Annotated in this window: 19 protein-coding genes and 1 tRNA gene; 12 read left to right on the plus strand and 8 right to left on the minus strand. The window is 64.0% G+C overall.

Annotated features, from left to right (window positions below):
* Nucleotides 1-51: 51 nt before the first annotated feature.
* Nucleotides 52-2,262 (minus strand): ribosome rescue protein RqcH, encoded by a 2,211-nt coding sequence (gene rqcH, locus C479_RS14380; protein WP_007704086.1) that lies wholly within the window; start codon nucleotides 2,260-2,262, stop codon nucleotides 52-54.
* 123 nt (nucleotides 2,263-2,385) lie between these two features.
* Here rqcH and C479_RS14385 point away from each other — a divergent pair, with 123 nt between their 5' ends.
* Both C479_RS14385 and C479_RS14390 read left to right on the plus strand, forming a co-directional pair.
* Nucleotides 2,386-2,928, plus strand: coding sequence for a hypothetical protein (locus C479_RS14385; RefSeq protein ID WP_152415919.1), 543 nt, complete (start codon nucleotides 2,386-2,388; stop codon nucleotides 2,926-2,928).
* Between the two features lie 101 nt (nucleotides 2,929-3,029).
* On the plus strand, nucleotides 3,030-3,266 hold the full coding sequence (locus C479_RS14390) for a hypothetical protein (protein ID WP_007704096.1): 237 nt from the start codon (nucleotides 3,030-3,032) through the stop codon (nucleotides 3,264-3,266).
* A 53-nt stretch (nucleotides 3,267-3,319) separates the two neighbouring features.
* Here C479_RS14390 and C479_RS14395 read toward each other — a convergent pair whose 3' ends face one another.
* From C479_RS14395 to C479_RS14410, 4 genes are all read right to left on the minus strand, one after another.
* Nucleotides 3,320-5,035: a tRNA uridine(34) 5-carboxymethylaminomethyl modification radical SAM/GNAT enzyme Elp3 gene (locus tag C479_RS14395; RefSeq protein WP_007704100.1), complete on the minus strand. Its 1,716-nt coding sequence runs from the start codon at nucleotides 5,033-5,035 to the stop codon at nucleotides 3,320-3,322.
* A 61-nt stretch (nucleotides 5,036-5,096) separates the two neighbouring features.
* Nucleotides 5,097-5,561 (minus strand): SHOCT domain-containing protein, encoded by a 465-nt coding sequence (locus C479_RS14400; protein ID WP_007704102.1) that lies wholly within the window; start codon nucleotides 5,559-5,561, stop codon nucleotides 5,097-5,099.
* Between the two features lie 84 nt (nucleotides 5,562-5,645).
* Nucleotides 5,646-7,814 (minus strand): DHH family phosphoesterase, encoded by a 2,169-nt coding sequence (locus C479_RS14405; protein ID WP_007704104.1) that lies wholly within the window; start codon nucleotides 7,812-7,814, stop codon nucleotides 5,646-5,648.
* A 136-nt stretch (nucleotides 7,815-7,950) separates the two neighbouring features.
* On the minus strand, nucleotides 7,951-8,214 hold the full coding sequence (locus tag C479_RS14410) for a hypothetical protein (protein WP_007704105.1): 264 nt from the start codon (nucleotides 8,212-8,214) through the stop codon (nucleotides 7,951-7,953).
* A 309-nt stretch (nucleotides 8,215-8,523) separates the two neighbouring features.
* On the opposite strand from C479_RS14410, the gene C479_RS14415 reads away from it, so the two are divergent.
* Complete coding sequence (locus tag C479_RS14415) at nucleotides 8,524-9,246, plus strand: metal-dependent hydrolase (protein WP_007704107.1); 723 nt, start codon at nucleotides 8,524-8,526, stop codon at nucleotides 9,244-9,246.
* A 144-nt stretch (nucleotides 9,247-9,390) separates the two neighbouring features.
* Entirely contained in the window at nucleotides 9,391-9,771 is a 381-nt protein-coding gene (locus tag C479_RS14420; RefSeq protein WP_007704110.1) for an OsmC family protein, read from the plus strand.
* Nucleotides 9,772-9,906: 135 nt separating this feature from the next.
* On the opposite strand, the gene C479_RS14425 is transcribed toward C479_RS14420, so the two are convergent.
* Nucleotides 9,907-10,500: a hypothetical protein gene (locus C479_RS14425; RefSeq protein ID WP_152415920.1), complete on the minus strand. Its 594-nt coding sequence runs from the start codon at nucleotides 10,498-10,500 to the stop codon at nucleotides 9,907-9,909.
* A 61-nt stretch (nucleotides 10,501-10,561) separates the two neighbouring features.
* On the opposite strand from C479_RS14425, the gene C479_RS14430 reads away from it, so the two are divergent.
* The 7 genes from C479_RS14430 to C479_RS14460 all read left to right on the plus strand — a co-directional run bounded on the left by C479_RS14430 (nucleotide 10,562) and on the right by C479_RS14460 (nucleotide 14,817).
* Nucleotides 10,562-11,017, plus strand: coding sequence for a DUF5799 family protein (locus C479_RS14430; RefSeq protein ID WP_007704117.1), 456 nt, complete (start codon nucleotides 10,562-10,564; stop codon nucleotides 11,015-11,017).
* A 103-nt stretch (nucleotides 11,018-11,120) separates the two neighbouring features.
* Entirely contained in the window at nucleotides 11,121-11,411 is a 291-nt protein-coding gene (locus C479_RS14435) for a DUF7545 family protein (RefSeq protein WP_007704124.1), read from the plus strand.
* Between the two features lie 83 nt (nucleotides 11,412-11,494).
* The gene (locus C479_RS14440) at nucleotides 11,495-12,151 is read left to right on the plus strand and encodes a biotin transporter BioY (protein ID WP_007704126.1); all 657 of its coding nucleotides are present in this window, start codon (nucleotides 11,495-11,497) and stop codon (nucleotides 12,149-12,151) included.
* 42 nt (nucleotides 12,152-12,193) lie between these two features.
* Nucleotides 12,194-12,901, plus strand: coding sequence for an energy-coupling factor ABC transporter ATP-binding protein (locus tag C479_RS14445; RefSeq protein ID WP_007704127.1), 708 nt, complete (start codon nucleotides 12,194-12,196; stop codon nucleotides 12,899-12,901).
* A gap of 3 nt (nucleotides 12,902-12,904) precedes the next feature.
* Nucleotides 12,905-13,609 (plus strand): energy-coupling factor transporter transmembrane component T family protein, encoded by a 705-nt coding sequence (locus C479_RS14450; protein WP_007704130.1) that lies wholly within the window; start codon nucleotides 12,905-12,907, stop codon nucleotides 13,607-13,609.
* Nucleotides 13,610-13,749: 140 nt separating this feature from the next.
* Nucleotides 13,750-14,430 (plus strand): helix-turn-helix domain-containing protein, encoded by a 681-nt coding sequence (locus C479_RS14455; RefSeq protein WP_049907364.1) that lies wholly within the window; start codon nucleotides 13,750-13,752, stop codon nucleotides 14,428-14,430.
* 87 nt (nucleotides 14,431-14,517) lie between these two features.
* Nucleotides 14,518-14,817: a HalOD1 output domain-containing protein gene (locus C479_RS14460; protein WP_007704136.1), complete on the plus strand. Its 300-nt coding sequence runs from the start codon at nucleotides 14,518-14,520 to the stop codon at nucleotides 14,815-14,817.
* 454 nt (nucleotides 14,818-15,271) lie between these two features.
* Here C479_RS14460 and C479_RS14465 read toward each other — a convergent pair.
* Together C479_RS14465 and C479_RS14470 are read right to left on the minus strand one after the other, a co-directional pair.
* Nucleotides 15,272-15,345: transfer RNA gene (locus C479_RS14465), tRNA-Thr, on the minus strand.
* A 104-nt stretch (nucleotides 15,346-15,449) separates the two neighbouring features.
* Nucleotides 15,450-16,472, minus strand: coding sequence for a class I SAM-dependent methyltransferase (locus C479_RS14470; RefSeq protein WP_007704140.1), 1,023 nt, complete (start codon nucleotides 16,470-16,472; stop codon nucleotides 15,450-15,452).
* A gap of 122 nt (nucleotides 16,473-16,594) precedes the next feature.
* Here C479_RS14470 and C479_RS14475 point away from each other — a divergent pair, with 122 nt between their 5' ends.
* Nucleotides 16,595-17,041 carry a Rieske (2Fe-2S) protein gene (locus C479_RS14475; protein WP_007704143.1) on the plus strand — a complete coding sequence of 149 codons (447 nt, stop codon included), beginning with the start codon at nucleotides 16,595-16,597 and terminating at the stop codon, nucleotides 17,039-17,041.
* The last annotated feature ends 292 nt before the right edge of the window (nucleotides 17,042-17,333 follow it).

Consider the following 17,333-nt stretch of genomic DNA (forward strand, 5'->3'; position numbering starts at 1 on the left):
GTTCGCACGTGCGACCGGTCCCCGGAACCCGATCGAGTCGATCGAGCGCGCTCACTCGTCTTTGATCCGGCTGCCGCCCGGCGGCAAGAAGTGCTGGAGCTGGTCCGGACTGGCGATCTTGCGGACGAACGACTCGTCCGCAAAGCGTTCGCGCAATTCGCGGTAGATCCGCTTTGCCACGTCGCCCTGGGCGAACTGGCCCGGTTCGACTTCGATCGTCGTCACCGCCCGGTCTGCGATCGCGGCCGGCGGCCCACCGATGACGCGGGTCCAGGGTTCACACTGGATGCCGACCGCGACGTCGACCGGCGTATCCCGGTGGTAGGTTCGGTCGCCCCGAATCGCGAAGCCGCCCTTCTCCAGGTATTCGCCGCTCTCGGGCGTCTTGGTCACCTGATCGGCGTCGACGGCGTAGACGTCGCCGGCGTAGCGACCGTCCTTCCAGACCGAGGCGTAGGAGACGGCGAACTGGGCGGCCTGCTCGATGCTCGCCTCCGGGAACTCCATGTCGGGGCGGGACGATTCGCTCGGATCCGTGGCCTTCAGGACCGTGACGGGGCCGCCGTGGGCCTGCGTGTGGAAGACGCGATCGCCTGGTTCCAAATACTTGTTCACGAGCTCTTCGTTCTGGTCGGCGTTCCGGCCACCGATGACGAGGAAGCCGTCACTGGTCTGGACCCACCGGAACCGGTCGAACCAGGGTTCGTTCTCGCGGATCGGGATGGAGGAGCGAGCCAGCCAGTCGATGTCCGGCTCGTCCTCGTCCGAGTCGTCGCCTCCGGTCTCGTCGCTACCCTCGTCGTCGGCCTCCCAGGCGGCCTTGCGTTCGCGGACGTCGGCGAGTTCCTCGCGGGTGTTCTCGATCGCCTGCTGGGCGCCTTCCTTCTTCTCGGCGATGCGCTTCCCCTCGGTGTAGAGTCGGTCGGCGTTCTTCTCGACGCCGTCGTCGGCGTCGAGCCCGATTCGCTCGCCGTCGAGTTCGATCGTCACGCGACCGTTCGCACCGTCGACGTCGACGACCGCTTCGGCCGCGTCGATCCCCTGTTCGGCACCGGCTTCGAATCGCTCCTCGATCTCCGCCCAGGGGGTGCCCTCGGTTCTGGCATCCCGGACCGTCGAGAGAATCTCGTCGACGAAGCCGTAGTTCGCGTAGAGCAACTCGGCGCGCTCGCGTTCGGCCTCGGCCTCGCGCTCGAACTCCTCGATCGCACCCTCTTGCTGTTCGATGATGCGCTGTTGTTTCGCGATCTCGGCCTCGAAGTCCGGGCGCTGGCTGGCCGCGTCTGCAGGCTCCTCGTCGGCGAGTTCGAGTCGGTAGAAGTACTCGTCGAGTGCGTCGGTGAACGAGTCGAACGCCTCGGGTTCGAGCCCCGCTTGCTGGTGTTCGTCGAGCGGGAACGGCGTCACGTCGACAGGTGTGCCGGAGGCCTCGGTCTCGTCGTCAGTCTCCGCTGTTGGGCCAGCCTCGTCGTCGGTCCCGCTGTCGCCTTCGGTTTCGCCCTCCTCGTCCTCGTGTTCCAGATAGAGCCGCGGGTCGAAGGCCCCGTTCCTGACGTCGATCGCCAGCCGCTCGATAGCGCCGTAGAGCCGCTCGTATTCGGACTCGCCGGCGTCCTCGATGTCGATCGTCTTTTCGACGCCGGCGCGCGTACAGAGTTCTTCGGCGTAGAGGCCGCCGAAGTTGAGCTGTGTCGCGAGCGTTCGGACGACGTCCGTATCGGACTCGTCCATCTGCCGGTCGAAGGCCTCGCGGGAGACGGTTAGCGGATTCACCCGCGACTCGGGGAACTCGTAGCGAGCGCCGGGAGCCACGGTTCGCGATTTCAGTCGGATCGTCTCGAGCGAGTCCACGACTTCGTACTCGCCGTCGGTGACGGCCACGTTGCCCTCGCCGAACAGTTCGACGATGAGCCGCGTGTTGGCGTCCTCGCGCTCGAAGACGAACTCGAGGATGCGATCGAACTCGTACTGCGAGACGCCGGCGAAGTCGGCCCCCGAGAGCCGGTTCCGCAGCATTTTCGCGAAGTGTGGCGGCCGACCCGGCGCGTCCGGCACGCGCTCCTGGGCGACCGTGTGGACGCGCTTCGTCTCGCTAACCTCGATGAAGAGTTCGACCCGTCCGCGATCGAAGTCTCGCAGCTTGAGGCGCACGAGATCGTCGCCGTAGAGATAGGCCTTGTCGACCTTCGCCCCCTCCAGGTCGGAGAGTTCGCCGACGACGGCGGCGAGGTCGACGCTCGAGAGTTCCCGCTTGGGATCCATACTGTTCACTGTTCCTCCGGACCAAAAAGGGGTGTCGCTCTTCACACGTGCAAAGCGCTCCCGATACGCGCACCGATGAGATAGAAAGTGTTTCAACACTTGGGGATCTATTTTATCGCAGACGTGGAAGAATACGACAGCGGCCGATCGATCCGTCGGCGACGACTCCTCGCGGCGGTGTGCACCGGTCCGGTTGCCGCCGGCTGTCTCAGCCGGGAGGAGCGTCCGACCTTCGCCCTCGGCCGCGTCGAGATCCAGAACCGGAGCACGCAACCGGTCGACGTCGTCGTCACGATCACGAGAGACGGGGAGGAACGGTACCGCGAACGGAGATCGTACGAGGCGGCCGAGTTTGGCGTCGAGCACCCGACCTTCGGTGGTGAGGTGCTGGCCAAGGAGTGGTTCGGCACGACGGACGAGTACGAAATTTCGGTCGCGACGGTCGACGGCCGGTTCGAAGCGACGGCTTCGACGGCCGATGCCCAGGAAAAACACGGGCATCCCGTCGAGGGAGACGCGCCCGACGGACTGTGTTTCTCGTTCTACGTCATGATGGGAGTGTGGGGCGAGGACGAACTCGGCGCCATCCGTATCGGAACGACACTCATCCGGCAGAACTCGACCCACATGCCCTACGCCGACGGCTGTCAGGTAGTGGACGCCTGATCGCGACGGCGTCGTCGCACCCTCCGCGCCGCGCGGTGTGTGCCGGACCGTCTCACTATTCCGGCGACGGAGTTACGTCGCTCGATTCCCTTCCCACCTCCGTGTCGAACGAACCCGACCGACGGCCCGACGACCACGCCCGAATCGGCCCGTATCGCGTCGAGCCGCTGGCCGACCCCGAGCGCGGACTGCGCGTCGGCTGCGAGCGCCACGACGAGTGGACCGAGTTCGATCCCAGTCGCCGATCGGTGGCGTTCTACTGTCCCGACTGCAGCATGGAGATCGAGGTGACACTCCACGACGACCTGGACTGGCGAGACTGGGGCGAGCGGTGTTAGGGGCGGGCTAGCAGCGGTCGTCCGTCGGCCGCCCGAAACACGAGGGAGCCTGCCTAGAGCCGCTTGCTCACGTACGGGCCGTCCTGGTGATAGTCGAGTTTCTCGCGGTAGTACTCCCGGGCGCCGATGCCGGAGATGACCGAGAGCTTGGAAAACCCGGCGTCGGTGGCGAGTTCCTCGGCTCGTTCCATCAGCCGACGGCCGTAGCCGCGGTGCTGGTGCTGGCCGCCGTCGTTGCCGGCGTCACTCGCCAGCGTGCCCTGCCCGTTGGCGGATTCAGCGCCACTTTGCGGCTCGCTCCCGACGCTCACCTCGCTGCCGTAGACGTGGAGCTCACGGATCAACGCGGCGTCTTCGAGTTCTGGGCGAACGGGGTCGTTCGGGAAGCGAAGCCGGCAGAAACCGATCAGGAGGTCCTGATCGAAGTCTTCGATGGAGATGAAGTGCTCCGTGCCGCCGCAGGCCTCGTAGGTCATCACGTCCAGGTCGACGGTTTGGGGCTCCGCGTCGTTCATCCCCACTTCACGACAGCGGATACAGTCACACGACCAACCGTGTTCGTCCATGCGCTGTCTGGCGAGCTGGCGCAGGTTCGACTTCCAGACGCCGGCGTCGATGAAGTCCGCGGGGATGTCCCGCTGGACGCGCTGGAGGCGCGTGTAGCGCGGGATCATGTCCTTGATCTCGGCGACCAGGTCGGCCGCCTCGTCGTTCGTCAGGGGGTCGTACTCGTCTCGGTGCCACCAGTCGTAGGTGGCGGTGCCGCGGACGACGAGCGTCGGGTAGATCTTCAGGTAATCGGGCTTCCAGTCGTCGTTCGCGAAGAGTTCGCGGAAGTCCTCGAGACACATCTCTTTGCTCATTCCCGGCTGTCCTGGCATCATGTGGAAGCCGACCTTGAACGCCGCGTCGCGCAGGCGGCGGTTGGCGTCGATCGACTCCTGGATGCCGTGGCCGCGGTGCATCTCGCGGTTGATGCGCTCGTAGGTGGTCTGGACGCCCACCTCAACCTTCGTCCCCCCGAGATCGAGCATGCGATCGATCTGTTCCGGGTCGCACCAGTCGGGCTTGGTCTCGAACGTGGTTCCGATATTCCGGATCTCGTTCGTCTCGTTTTCGGTAATCACGTCTTCTGTGTACCGCCACTCGTACTCGTCGGGATCCTGCGCGAAGCTCACGCCCTCGGCGGGCTCGGGCGTTTTCTCGACGTCGTAGTCGTTCATCGCTTCGAGCGCCCGCTTGACGAACCACTCCTGGTAGTCGTGGCTCCGCGCGGTCATCGTGCCGCCCATCAGAATGAGTTCGACCTTGTCGACGGGGTGGCCGATCTGTCGCAACTGCTCCAGCCGGAGGGTGACCTGCCCGTACGGATCGTAGTCGTTCTGGACCCCGCGAGCGGCCGCCGGTTCCTGGCCGGTGTAACTCTGCGAGGAGGAGAACTCCGAGTCGGGGCCACCGGGGCAGTACAGACACTTCCCGTGCGGACAGCGCTCGGGTGAAGTCATGATCGCAACGGGCGAGACGCCCGAGGCCGTCCTGACCGGCTTTCGTCGCAGGACCGTTTCGAGCGTCTCGCGATGCTCGTCCGGGGCGTACTCCAGCAACTCCGCGTTCTTCGGCACCTTCGGCGCGGAGTGCTCGGAACACGCCTGTAGTTTCGCCGACTCGACGTCGTCGCGCTCGACCTCGCCCGACAAAATCCGCTCGACCAGCGTCTCACAGACGCGCTCGAACGCCTCCGTCTCGGTCGGATCCACCCCGGTACTCATCGGGACGTATTCACCGCGGACGCCGGTTAAGCGTGTCGCCCTGGCGGCGCGAGTCTCGGTGTTAGACGCCGTCGCGTTCCCGTTCGAATTCGACGTCCCGATCGTGGGCGGGCTCTGCCTCGACCGATCCACCCCGCTCCGCGGCGTCTTCCAGCGTCTCCGTCGCTAGCAACCGCTCCAGTTTGCCCTCGAACTGCTCGTCGGTGAGCTCACCAGCGGCGTAGCGCTCCCGTAGTGTCTCGAGTGCGTCGCCGGCACCCGCCTCACCCCGCCGCGCCGTCTCGGTCGATTCGTCGCGTTCGGCCTGCTCCGTCTCGTTTGCGTCCCACCACGTCTCGGCGTCTTCCTCGTCCCCGTAGAGCAGCGAAACAAGCGGGACGACGACGATGTAGCCGACAAGCAGGGTGACTAGCCAGAGGGTGTTGCCGACTCCCGAGAACATGAGCGCGAGCCAGCAGCCGGTGACCAGCAGCGACGCGATCCCGGTCGCGTTCTCCCGGAGACGCGTTGCCGTGTCGTCGCTCATGGTGGGATGTCCACAGGCCGGCGTAAAAGGTGTTTCTCACGTCCGAACGGAGGTCGGTCGGGCACTTCGAAGCAGCGCTCTCGACTACCCGAGCAGTTCGCCGAGTGCGTCGATCGCCGCGTCGTGGACGGCCGCGCGCTCGCCCTTGAGGAACTCGACGTGGCCGTCGGCGCCGCCGACGGTGTGGACGCCGGCGTTCGGGACGGCGCTTGCGATCGCGTCGCCGAGATCACGCACGTCGACCGCGTCGGTCGCCCGGACGTGTAGTTCGGTTTCGTCGACACCGAGGGTGACGAACGGGGGTTCCGTCCGGTTGCGCTCCCGACGGTGGAGTTCGTCTAAGAGCAGGCCAGTCGGCGGGAAGTCGAACCGGTGGGTGTACTTCGCCGTGTCGAGGACGGTGATCGTCACACCGTCGGTCCCGCGTACGCCGGCGTTCTCGCGAGCGGTCTCGAGTTCGGTCTCGAGTTTGTCGCGGAACTGCTCGGAGACGTGGGCCGCGAGATCGCCGTCGGGATCGAACAGCAGGTCGGCGATCAGTTCGCGCTTGTCGTTGTACGATTGGTAGTGGGCCTCCAGTGCGACGGCGTTGCGACGATCTTCGAGGCCGGTCGCGTCGTAGCCGGCCTCGGTCGCCAGGTCGACGAACGTGGTTGGCGGCTCCTCCCAGTAGCTAAGCGCCGGGAGGTGGGCCAGTTCGTCGCGAACGTCGGGGTTGACGGCGGACGCGAGCGGTGCGGCCAGTGCCGTCGTCGTACAATCGTCGACGGAGACGCCCTGGGTCGACGGTGTGACGGTCGTCGTCACGGCATCGGAGAGGTCGTCGGCGTGGCTGCTGTCGACGACGAGATGGTCGGCGCCGTAGCGGTCGAGGAGTTCGTAGGCCTCACGCGAAGCGTCGGTACTGCCGGCATCGACAACGACGACCAGCGGAACCAGTTCGTCGTGGCGGGTCTGCGCGTCGAGCAGCGATGTGACGTCACCCGTCGCGTCGTTCATCTCGTAGCGACTGCCCTCTAACGGTCGGCGCTCGGCGTAGTGATAGACGGCGTCGTCTCGCGTGTGCTTCTCGCGAATCAACGGGAGGATCGCGTGTTCGAGCCCCGCGGCGGCCGTGTAGCCGTCTGCCGTATCGCTGTGTCGAATCACGACGGGTCGACTCTCCATGACGGCGCGCCGAATCGCGGTCGCCGCGTCGGCCAGTTCGGATTCGACGGCGGTGACGGCGTCTAGTTCGCCGAACGGCTCGATCGCCGCCGGGCGGGCTTCGTCTTCGATCGCGGCTTCCAGTCGGTCGTGAATCTCGGTCGCGTCCTCGTCCGTCTGGACGGTGAGCGCTTCGGTCTCGATCTGGAGATCGCCGTTGTGTCGTTCGACCTCGCCTTCGAGTGAGACGATGTCGTCGACGTCGACGTCGGGATACGCGCGGACGCCGGCCTCTTCGAAGGCGGCACACTCGACGATGCCGGTCTCGTCTTTGAGTTCGAAGACGGTCGGTCCGCTCGTCTGTCGGACGCTCGTGATCTCGCCTTCGAGGCGAACGATCGTCCCGAGGCGATCCTCGAGCGAGTCGACCGTCGCGCGAGCGAGCGTCGCGTCGGCTTCGTCGGAGTCCGACTGATCCGCATCGTCTTCGTCGGAGACGGCGACGGCCCCGGCGCTTCCGGTTGCGACTGCGCCAGCGTCGGTCGTGCTAGCCCCGCCGGCCGTCCCGGCGCTCGCTGTACTGGCAGTCGCGCCCTGGTTTTGTGGCGCAGATTCGGTATTCGCCGCCTCACGCTCGTCAGATTCGGCCGTCGATTCCGTCTCGGGTGTCGATTCCACTTCGGCGTCCGCCGTCGTCCCGTCTGTGGGCGCGTCGTCCGCCTCGTCCTCGAGGCGACTCTCGCCCTCGTCGGGATCGTCGACGATCGTGCCGCGGAACTCGTCGGCCGATTCACGGATGGACCAGCCGAGGTCGACGTTTCCGTTGTCGCGGACCGAGAGGACCTGGACGAACACGGTGTCGCCCGGTTCCCAGTCGAGACTCTCCAGTCGACTGTCCAGTTCGCTTCGATGCAACAGGCCGGTGACACGGGGGCCGATATCGACGAAGACGCCGAAGTCGGCGTAGCCGTCGACGGTGCCCCGGTAGTATCGGTTCGGGGTCAGCTGCGAGGGGTCGTCGCCACGGAAAACGAAACAGACGTCCTCCTCGTGGACCTCGCAAACCTCACCGTCGACAGGCGTGTCGCAGATGATGCAGGTACCCATCTACCCGGGTAGAATGGGTTGAGCGTAAAACGGTTGTCGAATCACGCTCGTTCCCCGTCGTCTTGCTGGACGTCCGTCTCGACCGGTCAATCAGGCAATCACGAGGTCCTGGCTGTGTTCGGTGCTCCTCTGATCGTCACTCGAAGACGATCGAGTCGGCCTCGAGTGCGTCGAGGTCGGCGACGAGCGACCGAATCTCGTCGGGAAACATCGCTACCTGTATCTCGTTTCCCTCCGCGTCGGTGAACTCGAGTTTCACGCGCCTGTCACCGAATTCCCGTGCGCTCGCCGTCTCTACGTCGAACAACTTGGCCGTCGTCTCCGTGTTCGTCGGGCCGACGTTGTGAATCGAACCGTCTTTTACTTCGACCATGAACGGATCGAGTTCCAGGGTCAACATCGTCGGCGCGTTCGCCGTGCCCCGGGATAAAGCCAGGTGCTCGGGCGGAGGTATCTGAAATTCACCACGCTGGCACCAGTCGTGGATAAGAGGGGAATAGGAGAGCGACTGCTACGAGGGGGCGACACGTTGGTGCCGATTGGGTAGCGCGGCAGTTCCGTCTCGGAGCTGTCACGGCCGGGTGCCCGAACGGACTGCGAAATTCGTCGTCACTGAGCGGTGTACCGTCCAAATTCAGCCGTCCGGCCGAGCCGAACCCCGGCGAATCTCGTACTTTTATGGGTCACAGGACGGAAGTATCGCCCGTCTATGGAACTCACCTGGCACGGCCACTCGACGTGGCACGTCACGGTTGGCGAAACCGACCTGCTGATCGATCCCTTCTTCGACAACCCAAAGACGAGCCTGGAGCCGGAAGACGCTGTGGAGCCGGATTACGTGCTCCTCACGCACGGGCACGCGGACCACATCGCCGATGCGAGCGACTTCGCGAATGCGACGCTCGTCGCCACGCCAGAACTCGTCGCCTACTGCGAGGACGAGTTCGGATTCGACGATGCCGTCGGTGGCATGGGAATGAATCTCGGTGGGACCGTCGAGTGCGGCGACGCCTTCGTCACCATGCACCGCGCCGACCACACGAACGGCATCATGACCGACTACGAGTCGAGCGCCGGGATGCCCGCGGGCTTCCTGATCAGCGACGCGGATCCGACCGACGACGAGGCGGACGCGACGACGTTCTACCACACTGGCGACACGAGCCTGTTCAGCGAACTCCGAGACGTCGTGGCGCCGTCTCTCGATCCGGACGCGGTCGCCGTCCCGATCGGCGATCACTTTACGATGGGGCCGACGCAGGCCGCGATGGCCGTCGACTGGCTCGACGTCGACTACGCCTTCCCACAGCATTACGACACGTTCCCACCGATCGAGCAGGACCCTGCCGACTTCGCCGCCGCCGTCGAGCGGACGGGTTCGGACGCCGACGTCGTCACCCTCGACGGGGACGAATCGTTCGATCTCTCGTAACGCTGTCAACCCGTTCGCAACTCAGTTCGTTCAGCCGGTTCCGGTCGCGCCCGAGGCGGCCCTGTCTCGATAGTTTCTCGGACCAATGGTAACCCGCCACAGAGAACAACGTTTACACGTCGGGCCGTCGTCAGTCGGACCTGCATGTCAAAGAACGTGACCACAGTCTCCGACGAGGGCTACGACTCGACGAACAGTACCGACGACTTCGAGTGGACGGTCGACGCGACCGGCGAAACGGGGCCGGACACACTGGAGGCACTGCTCGGTGCGTATGCGTCCTGTTACGTTCCCGCGCTTCGCGTCGCCGCCGAGCAGCGAGACGCGGGCGACCTCGGTCGCATCCAGATCGACGCCGACGGCGAACTGAACGACGACGACAAACTGGCGTCGATCTCGTTCGATGTCACCGTCGACCCCGAACTCGACGAAGAGACAGCCGAGGCTGTGATCGACCGGGCGAACGATCTGTGTAAGGTCCACGATGCGGTCAAGGCCGAGCTTCACGCCGACATCTCACTATAGCCGCAGTACTCCGGATCGGTCACTGGATTTCAGCAAAACGAGACGGTCGCACTGTCGTCGGTATCACTCGTATACCCGTAATTGTGCAACCGAGCAACGAGGACAGCGGCGTCTGAAAAACTGTCAGTCCGGTGTCTATTCGGCCGGTTCTGCGCCTTCGAGAACGAACGTTACTTCCTTTTGTCCGTCGATCGTCACGTCTTTTTCGACGTCATCGAAGCTGTCGTCGGCACTCGTCACGGTGAACGTGTACTCTCCCTCGGACAGCTTTTGCGTGGTCGTCCCGTTCTCGAACCCGGTCGCCTGTGCGCTGAAATCCGGTTTGCTGCTGTCAGATGGCTCCGCGACGATTTCGAATCCGGCTCCGATTGCGTCACCGTTTCCGTTTTCGAAAGTCATGGTGACGGGGTACCGTTCGGTGGGTTCCCAATTATCGAGGTCCCCGTCCGATTCGTCGTCGGACTCATCGTCGTCGTTTTCATCGGAGAGACAACCCGCTACTGTTAGCGAACTGACGGCCGCGACTCCGGTAGTGAACTGCCGTCGTGTTGGTGTTGGACGTTCCATATCCGAAGCGAAACGTGGCACATACATAACCTCGTTGATATTAACCGGAACTTTCTGCCTGTTTGTAGTTGAGACAATCTCTACCAAGGCTGGTCTATAATTGTTTTTTAGCATGGTTGAGCTATGGGGCAGTGGTGAGTACTCAGAGGACTGCTGGGCCACAGCTGTACTGAGGTAACAAGCCAGGGAAACGCTGAAATCGACTCGGCGGAAATCACCCTCCATGTCGGAATCCTGGACGGATCACATCGTTGGAGAACGGATGGCGCTAGATCGCGAATTCGCCGACCGGGTCGTCGACTCCCAGTTTTCGAATCAGGAGTGGTCACTCATCATGACGGCGACGACGTTCGAGATCGAGCGCCCAGCCGATTCGGACCAGGCGGCGCTAGTTGCGAACACAGAGCAGGTCGAACACGTCCTCGCGGAGTTCGATTCGGCGGCGTCCCAGCCGGCCGGCTTCGGCGGGACTGGTCGCGGTGATTCCTCCGATTCTGCAGGTGGTCTCTTCGACTCGATCAAGTCCGCATTCGGTCTGGGGAGTGACGATGGTGGCATCACCGACGCGGAGCGCACGGCTGCAGACCGGCTCGCCCAGGAGTACGCGAGCGAACTCCAGACGAAACTCGAATCGAACGGGCGCTGGGACGAGGTGCGGGAACTCGCTGCCTCGATGTGAAGAATTCTCTCCATTTCGCCGGGACGAGCGGTACCCAGGGGGGTTCACGAGCGTTTCGGCGCGTAGCCGCAGGACCTTTAGGCTGGGCCGTCAGTGTAGCCGTATGGCCGACCAGATCGAGACCACGACGTTCAGTATCGAATCCGAAGCAGGCGACGCCGACGACGTGACGATTCCTGCCGGACTCGTCGACCTACTTGCAGAGGGTGACCAGTCTCCTGCCGAGACGGTCGGAGACATCACTCTCCTGTCGTTCGCAAGCCGCGCACATCACCTCGTTCACCACGGAGAGGACGCCGGCGACGACCTCGAAGCGCAGGAAGAACTCATCATGGAACTGTTCGAGGAGCGTTTCGGCGTGAGCTACGCCGAAGCCACGGGCCACCACCACTGATAGCGTCGTGTTTCGAAAGCGGTCACACGATTGCCCATTCGTAAACCGAAGCCTATAGGGCGGTTTACGAATCAGTGGTCGGTATGTCGACCGATCACGAGTACGACTCCGTGGCGCTCGTCCCTGAGTCGATCGTTCGCCCGTTCGCCCGGGCGGCGTTGCTGGCTGCGTTGACGGGAGCCGTCGCGTTCGTTTCGATCCCGATCCCGTTCTCGCCCGCGCCGCTGACGTTGCAGGTCCTGTTCGTCTTTCTCGCTGGCCTCTATCTCGGTCCGGTCTGGGGGTCGGTATCGTTGCTGCTGTACCTCACGGCCGGTGGCGCTGGGGCACCGATTTTCGCCGGAGGCCATGCCGGGATCGGCCACCTGTTCGGAAAGACTGGTGGATTCCTCTGGTCGTATCCGATCGCCGCGTTCGTCATCGGCGCGCTCGTTCACGGACGGACCGGATTTGGATTCGGCTCGATCGATCCGACCGCGGACGAAACACCGTCCGGCGGATTCTTCGATTCACTCGAGGTTCGCGATCCCGCGACTGTGGGGCTGGGGAGACTCGTCGTCGCCCTTTCGGTCGGGACGCTCATCGTGTATGCGATCGGTGCAGGATACGCGATGTGGCTGCTGTCTCTCTCACCTGTCGAAGCGGTCGCCCAGTTCGTCGCTCCGTTCGTCATCGGCGAAGTGCTGAAGATGGCGGCAACGATAGCCCTCGTCAGAGATGGCCGGTACGAACTGTCGTGAACGGACTCTTCCAGCGGGTTCTAACTCCACTCTCCCCATCCAATGATCGAATACGATACCGTTTCGTTCGCCTACGGTGACACGCCCGTCCTGGATTCTGTTTCGGCGACGATCGACGACGGTGAATTCGTCGTGCTCGTCGGTCCGAACGGCAGCGGCAAGACGACGCTCCTCCGGCACGCGAACGGTTTGCTTGCCCCTGATTCGGGAACCGTCCGGGTGAACGGGCGGGCCGTCGACGAGGACGTCGTCGCTGCCCGTACCGCAGTCGGGATGGTGTTTCAGCACCCACGTGACCAGTTCGTCGCGGCGACCGTCGGCTCGGACGTCGCGTTCGGGCCGGAGAATCTCGGCCTCGACCGTTCGGAGATTGACGACCGTGTCGAGCGGGCCCTCGAAGCCGTCAATTTGCAGGGACGGACGACCGACCGGATCGACGAACTGTCCGGCGGGGAGCAGGCCCGCGTCGCTATCGCCGGCGCGCTCGCCATGGAGCCGACCCATCTGGTACTCGACGAACCGTTCACCGGTCTGGATCGGCCGTCTCGCCAATCCGTTCACGCCCAGCTTCGCGCCCTCTCACGCGATGGAACGAGCATCGTGGTCTCGACACACGCACCCGGCAGTGTCGCTGACCTGGCCGACAGAATCGTCGTGATGGGAGACGGTCGACTCGTCCACGACGGGACACCTGACGAACTCCCTGACCCATCGCTGTCTGACGTATTCGACGCCGGCTCGGTGGGGTGACCGATGCTCACGTACGAACCCGACGAAACCGTCGCACACGCGCTCGATCCGCGCGCGAAACTGGCCTTTCAGGTCGCGTTCGCGGTTGCGGCCATCTCTCGTCCAGCGCTGGCACCTCTCGGAGTCCTCTCGCTCCTCGCACTCGGTGTCCTGCTGAGTGCGAACCTGTCGCCCCCTCGCGTGCTGTTCGGCTATCGCTACCCCTTCGGCATTCTGTGTCTCTCGGTCCTGATCGCCGCGGTAACGATCGGGCCGCCGTGGATCGACCTCGCGGACGGGGTTCGGACGGCCCACGCGGCGTACGGAGTCGGACTCGTCCTCCTCGTCAGTGCAGCCTACGTCCGGTCGACGCCGGTGCGCCACTCCCGTGCGGCGATCCAGTCGCTCGTTCCCGGCACGCCGGGGCGCCTGCTCGGAATCGGCGTCTCACTCGTCTTCCGCTTCGTCCCGGTCCTGCGGCGTGACATCGGGACGATCAGGGACGCGATGGCAGCTCGCCTGGGAACGGAGCGCAGCGCTACCGAGCGAGCAGTGGTGCTAAGCAGTCGCGGACTCACCAGGGCGTTCGTGCGCGCGGATCGCCTCTCCGTCGCCCTGCAGGCGCGGTGTTTCGCCTGGAATCCGACGCTCCCGCCACTGTCGTTCGCCCGGGCCGACGGACTGGTTCTCCTGCTTTCGGTCGTCCTCGTGACTGTTCCGCTGTGGTAGACCTGCCTGCTGACCGACGCTGACGATTTCGTCTTCGCTGCCTCCTCACGCCCTCATAGACGATGTGGCCTGTTCGTCCTGATCCGATCCCTGCACCCACCAGTCGATTTTTATCGAATGGTGTGGTAGGCGTCGCACCGATGAGTCTCATCGCCGAGTTTACACTGAACACGCCGATCCTCGTGGAGGCGCGGAGGGCCGTTCCGTCCGTCGACTTCAAGGTCGAAGACGAGTTCGTCTCGATCGAGGGAACTCCGTTTCTCACGGCGTGGGCGATGGGAGATAACTCAGATCTCACCACCTTTCACGAAGCGATCGGGGCCGATTCGACGGTGTCGACAGCGTGTCTACTCGCGGAAATGGACGACCGTCGTCTCTATCGACTGGAACTGTCACCCGAGGGAGCGGCGGGTATGACCTACCCCGCGGCCGTCGACGAGGGGCTAACGTTTCTGGAAATATCCGGATCGGGTGAGACTGTTCGGTATCGCGTCCGCGTTCCCGACAGGGAGTCGCTGACGGCCTATCGTCGGTTGTGCGCCGATCGAGATCTCGAATTTAGACTCCTCGGTCTGTACCAAGACGAGTCACGGAGCGTCGAACCGGCTGCCGTGACCGAGCGCCAGCGAGAGGTGTTGCGTGCGGCGTTCGAAGCCGGCTACTTCGCGGTTCCACGCCAGACGACACTCGAGTCGCTGGCTGCCGACTTCGACATCTCGGAGCAAGCACTCTCGGCGATCATCAGACGTGGCGAGTCGAACTTGCTCGCCGAGACCGTTGCGAGTGATCTGTCGCCGATGGGTGCTGCTGAAGACGCGTAAGCTGAGATAGCCGAACCCACTTAAAGTATTGATCAATCAACCACGCTACCTACCCTCCCAGTCCGACTAACTGGAAACAGATTCTCAATGTACGCAGACACAGACTCCGAATCGGCCGTCCGCGACGAGCGCTCGTTCACCTACCAGCGATCCGGCGCCGAGACACCAACTGAGGGCGTCTTGGAGGCCGTCTCCACGGCACTCGATCGACCGATCCTTCCGGACGCTGGGGCCGATCCACTCCCACCTCTGTACGACGCGATCGATCCCGATGCGCTCGATGCGATCTTCTCGAAACCCGGCCGCGAAAGCCCGCTCCTCACGTTCGAGTACACCGGCTGTACGATTACGATCGACGGCGACGAGATCACCGTCGAACAAGTCTGATCTGCGATCGGTCCCCGGCGCGCCTACCGCTCGGATCTGCGTTGGCGGTCTCCCGTTCGAAACGATTGAATCCACATCGACTCCCTGATGCCGGCCACCGCCGACATCGAGTGTGCCTCGACAGGGCAGACTGAGACACGTTGCTCACGGCTCCGCCGTTCACTATTCGTGGTTCCCGCTTCGCTCTGAACCACGCTCCGTTCGTCGCAGAAAGAGCCGGTGGAGGGATTGTGAACCACCTGAACTTCGGTCGCTTCGCTCCCTCGTTCCGTAGTTCAAATCCCTCCAGAGCGTATCTGCTGCTCGCGAATTTGCTCGCAGCAAAAGAAGCCGGTGGAGGGATTGTGAACCACGGTCGATCGCTTCCTCGCTCACTTCGTTCGCGAGACTGCGCTCTCCCTGATTCAAACCCCTCCAGTTGCTCTTTCGTTCTCATTGGCGTTCGAACAAAAAGAGCCGGTGGAGGGATTTGAACCCTCGACCTAATCCTTACGAAGGATTCGCTCTGCCAGTCTGAGCTACACCGGCGCGTGCGATCCGCCCGCCGACACGTCGCGTGTCTCGGGTGGGTCGCGTTCACTCAATGGTAGGGCCGATGGCAGCCATAAGGATTGCGAATCGTCGCGGTGCGGTCACCGGGTGAGGCGAACGTCGAGACAGACGTTGAGTTCGTGGGGCGCGTAGGATCTGACCTCGCGTCGGGTCTCGACAGTGACGTCGTAGTCGGGTTCGGCGGCGGCACGGATTGCGCGCTCGCCGGGTCCGAAGGGGTCGTCCTCGTGCTGGATGTCGTAGAAGTGGATCGTACAGTCGTCGCCCGCGACGGCGGCGGCGCTGTCGACGAACTCGTCGGCACTGTGGGGCAGGTTCATCACGATTCGGTCGGCCCAATCGGCGTACTCGCCGGCGACGTCGCGCACGTCGTCGTTGATCGCGGTCACTCGCTCGGCCACGTCGTTGCGCGCGGCGTTCTCCCGGAGGTACTCGATCGCACGTGGGTTGACGTCGACGCCGACACACTCAGCGCCGCGGGCGGCCATCGGGATCACGTACGGCCCCACGCCGGCGAACATGTCGAAGACGCGCTCGCCCGCCGCGACCTGTTCGGCGACGCGGTGGCGTTCCGTCGCGAGGCGGGGCGAGAAGTACACCTCGGCGAGGTCCAGTGCGAACGCGTGGCCGTACTCACGGTGGACGACCTCGGTACTCGGCCTGTCGTCGCCGCTAGCGCGCTCCTCGGTCGGTTCGTTTGCCTCGGCAAGCACCTCCCAGTCCCGCACGCGCGTTTCACCTTTCACTTTCGAGGCCTTGTTCAGCACGACGTCGACCGGGAGGTCGGAGGCGACGATGGCGTCGGCGATCTCGTGGGCCCGATCGACATCGTCCTCGTCGACGATGACTGCCCGACCCAGTCGCTCGTAGGAGGGCTCGAACCCTAGCAGGTCCGCGGGCGCCGTTTGCGTCTCGCGTTCGGGCGCGTCGCGGTCGATCACGTCCATCCCTTCGGGGACCATCGCCTCGTCCGTGACGGGAATGTACAGCCAGCCGTCTTCGTGGGTGATCTCGAACCCGTCGGCGACGAGATCGTCGTCGGCGAGGTGCTTGCGCGCCGTCTCACCGTCCTCGCGTCGCACCCGGACGCACGGCACTTCCATGTTCGCCTCTCGCGGCCGGCCGGCCCTAACGATGTCGCTTCGGCCGGCTTCGGCGGGTGGTGTTCAGCCTCATCGTGTCTCGACCCGCGGGAGTTTTGTCGCGCCGTCGGAAAGCCGTCCCCATGACAGACGGCACGCACCTCACGAGCGTCGACACCGTCCACGACGAGGGATCGTGGCTGTTCACCGTCCGCGACGCCTACGGTGAACTCGACGAGGTCATCTTGGTTCCTTGCGACGACGGCGTCGAGGGCTGGATCAACCGCTGTACGCACGAAGCACAACGCCTGGACGTGGGCCGCGGTGCGGCGATGCGCGACGGCGAAATCATCTGCCCGCGCCACGGTTCGACGTTCGACTCGTGTGCTGGCGGCTGTGACAATGGCGAGGCAGCGGGGACGCGACTCGTCCCGATCGAGACGACCGTCGAGGACGGTGGTGTCTACCTGTCCGACTCTGGTGTGACGTTCGCGAACGAGGGCGGCATCGACGAGGCGACGACGTCACCCGCCGACGACGTGGACGACGATGACGACCTGCCGTCGTCGACCTCGCATATCGGTCTTTAAGGGGGAATCGAACCATTTTGGTGGTACATCCGGGGTGTAATGGCTGGGGTGATTCCGAGATGCTCGGTTAGCGACACTTGCGGTGTCTGTTCTCCTGTTTTCGTGAAGCTGAACGAGCTCGACGTTATACACGACCGAAGTGAACTGCTGACACTGTACAGGCTGATATTGCCTATCTGACCTCCCCGGATTGTTCTCTCCTGTTTGCTTACGTAGCTGGCTTTCGGATCGCTGTCTGGTTAATATCTTTCTCCCAAAAGCATAGGACATTATGAATAGTTATTTATATTCG

This window comes from Halovivax asiaticus JCM 14624 (genome assembly GCF_000337515.1).
Lineage (GTDB): Archaea > Halobacteriota > Halobacteria > Halobacteriales > Natrialbaceae > Halovivax > Halovivax asiaticus.

Excerpts from the sequence above, each read along its gene's own strand:
- rqcH (WP_007704086.1), bottom strand. The coding sequence starts at position 2,262 with ATGGATCCCAAGCGGGAACTCTCGAGCGTCGACCTCGCCGCCGTCGTC.
- C479_RS14395 (WP_007704100.1), bottom strand. The coding sequence starts at position 5,035 with ATGAGTACCGGGGTGGATCCGACCGAGACGGAGGCGTTCGAGCGCGTC.
- C479_RS14400 (WP_007704102.1), bottom strand. The coding sequence starts at position 5,561 with ATGAGCGACGACACGGCAACGCGTCTCCGGGAGAACGCGACCGGGATC.
- C479_RS14405 (WP_007704104.1), bottom strand. The coding sequence starts at position 7,814 with ATGGGTACCTGCATCATCTGCGACACGCCTGTCGACGGTGAGGTTTGC.
- C479_RS14410 (WP_007704105.1), bottom strand. The coding sequence starts at position 8,214 with ATGTTGACCCTGGAACTCGATCCGTTCATGGTCGAAGTAAAAGACGGT.
- C479_RS14415 (WP_007704107.1), top strand. The coding sequence starts at position 8,524 with ATGGAACTCACCTGGCACGGCCACTCGACGTGGCACGTCACGGTTGGC.
- C479_RS14420 (WP_007704110.1), top strand. The coding sequence starts at position 9,391 with ATGTCAAAGAACGTGACCACAGTCTCCGACGAGGGCTACGACTCGACG.
- C479_RS14430 (WP_007704117.1), top strand. The coding sequence starts at position 10,562 with ATGTCGGAATCCTGGACGGATCACATCGTTGGAGAACGGATGGCGCTA.
- C479_RS14435 (WP_007704124.1), top strand. The coding sequence starts at position 11,121 with ATGGCCGACCAGATCGAGACCACGACGTTCAGTATCGAATCCGAAGCA.
- C479_RS14440 (WP_007704126.1), top strand. The coding sequence starts at position 11,495 with ATGTCGACCGATCACGAGTACGACTCCGTGGCGCTCGTCCCTGAGTCG.
- C479_RS14445 (WP_007704127.1), top strand. The coding sequence starts at position 12,194 with ATGATCGAATACGATACCGTTTCGTTCGCCTACGGTGACACGCCCGTC.
- C479_RS14450 (WP_007704130.1), top strand. The coding sequence starts at position 12,905 with ATGCTCACGTACGAACCCGACGAAACCGTCGCACACGCGCTCGATCCG.
- C479_RS14455 (WP_049907364.1), top strand. The coding sequence starts at position 13,750 with ATGAGTCTCATCGCCGAGTTTACACTGAACACGCCGATCCTCGTGGAG.
- C479_RS14460 (WP_007704136.1), top strand. The coding sequence starts at position 14,518 with ATGTACGCAGACACAGACTCCGAATCGGCCGTCCGCGACGAGCGCTCG.
- C479_RS14470 (WP_007704140.1), bottom strand. The coding sequence starts at position 16,472 with ATGGAAGTGCCGTGCGTCCGGGTGCGACGCGAGGACGGTGAGACGGCG.
- C479_RS14475 (WP_007704143.1), top strand. The coding sequence starts at position 16,595 with ATGACAGACGGCACGCACCTCACGAGCGTCGACACCGTCCACGACGAG.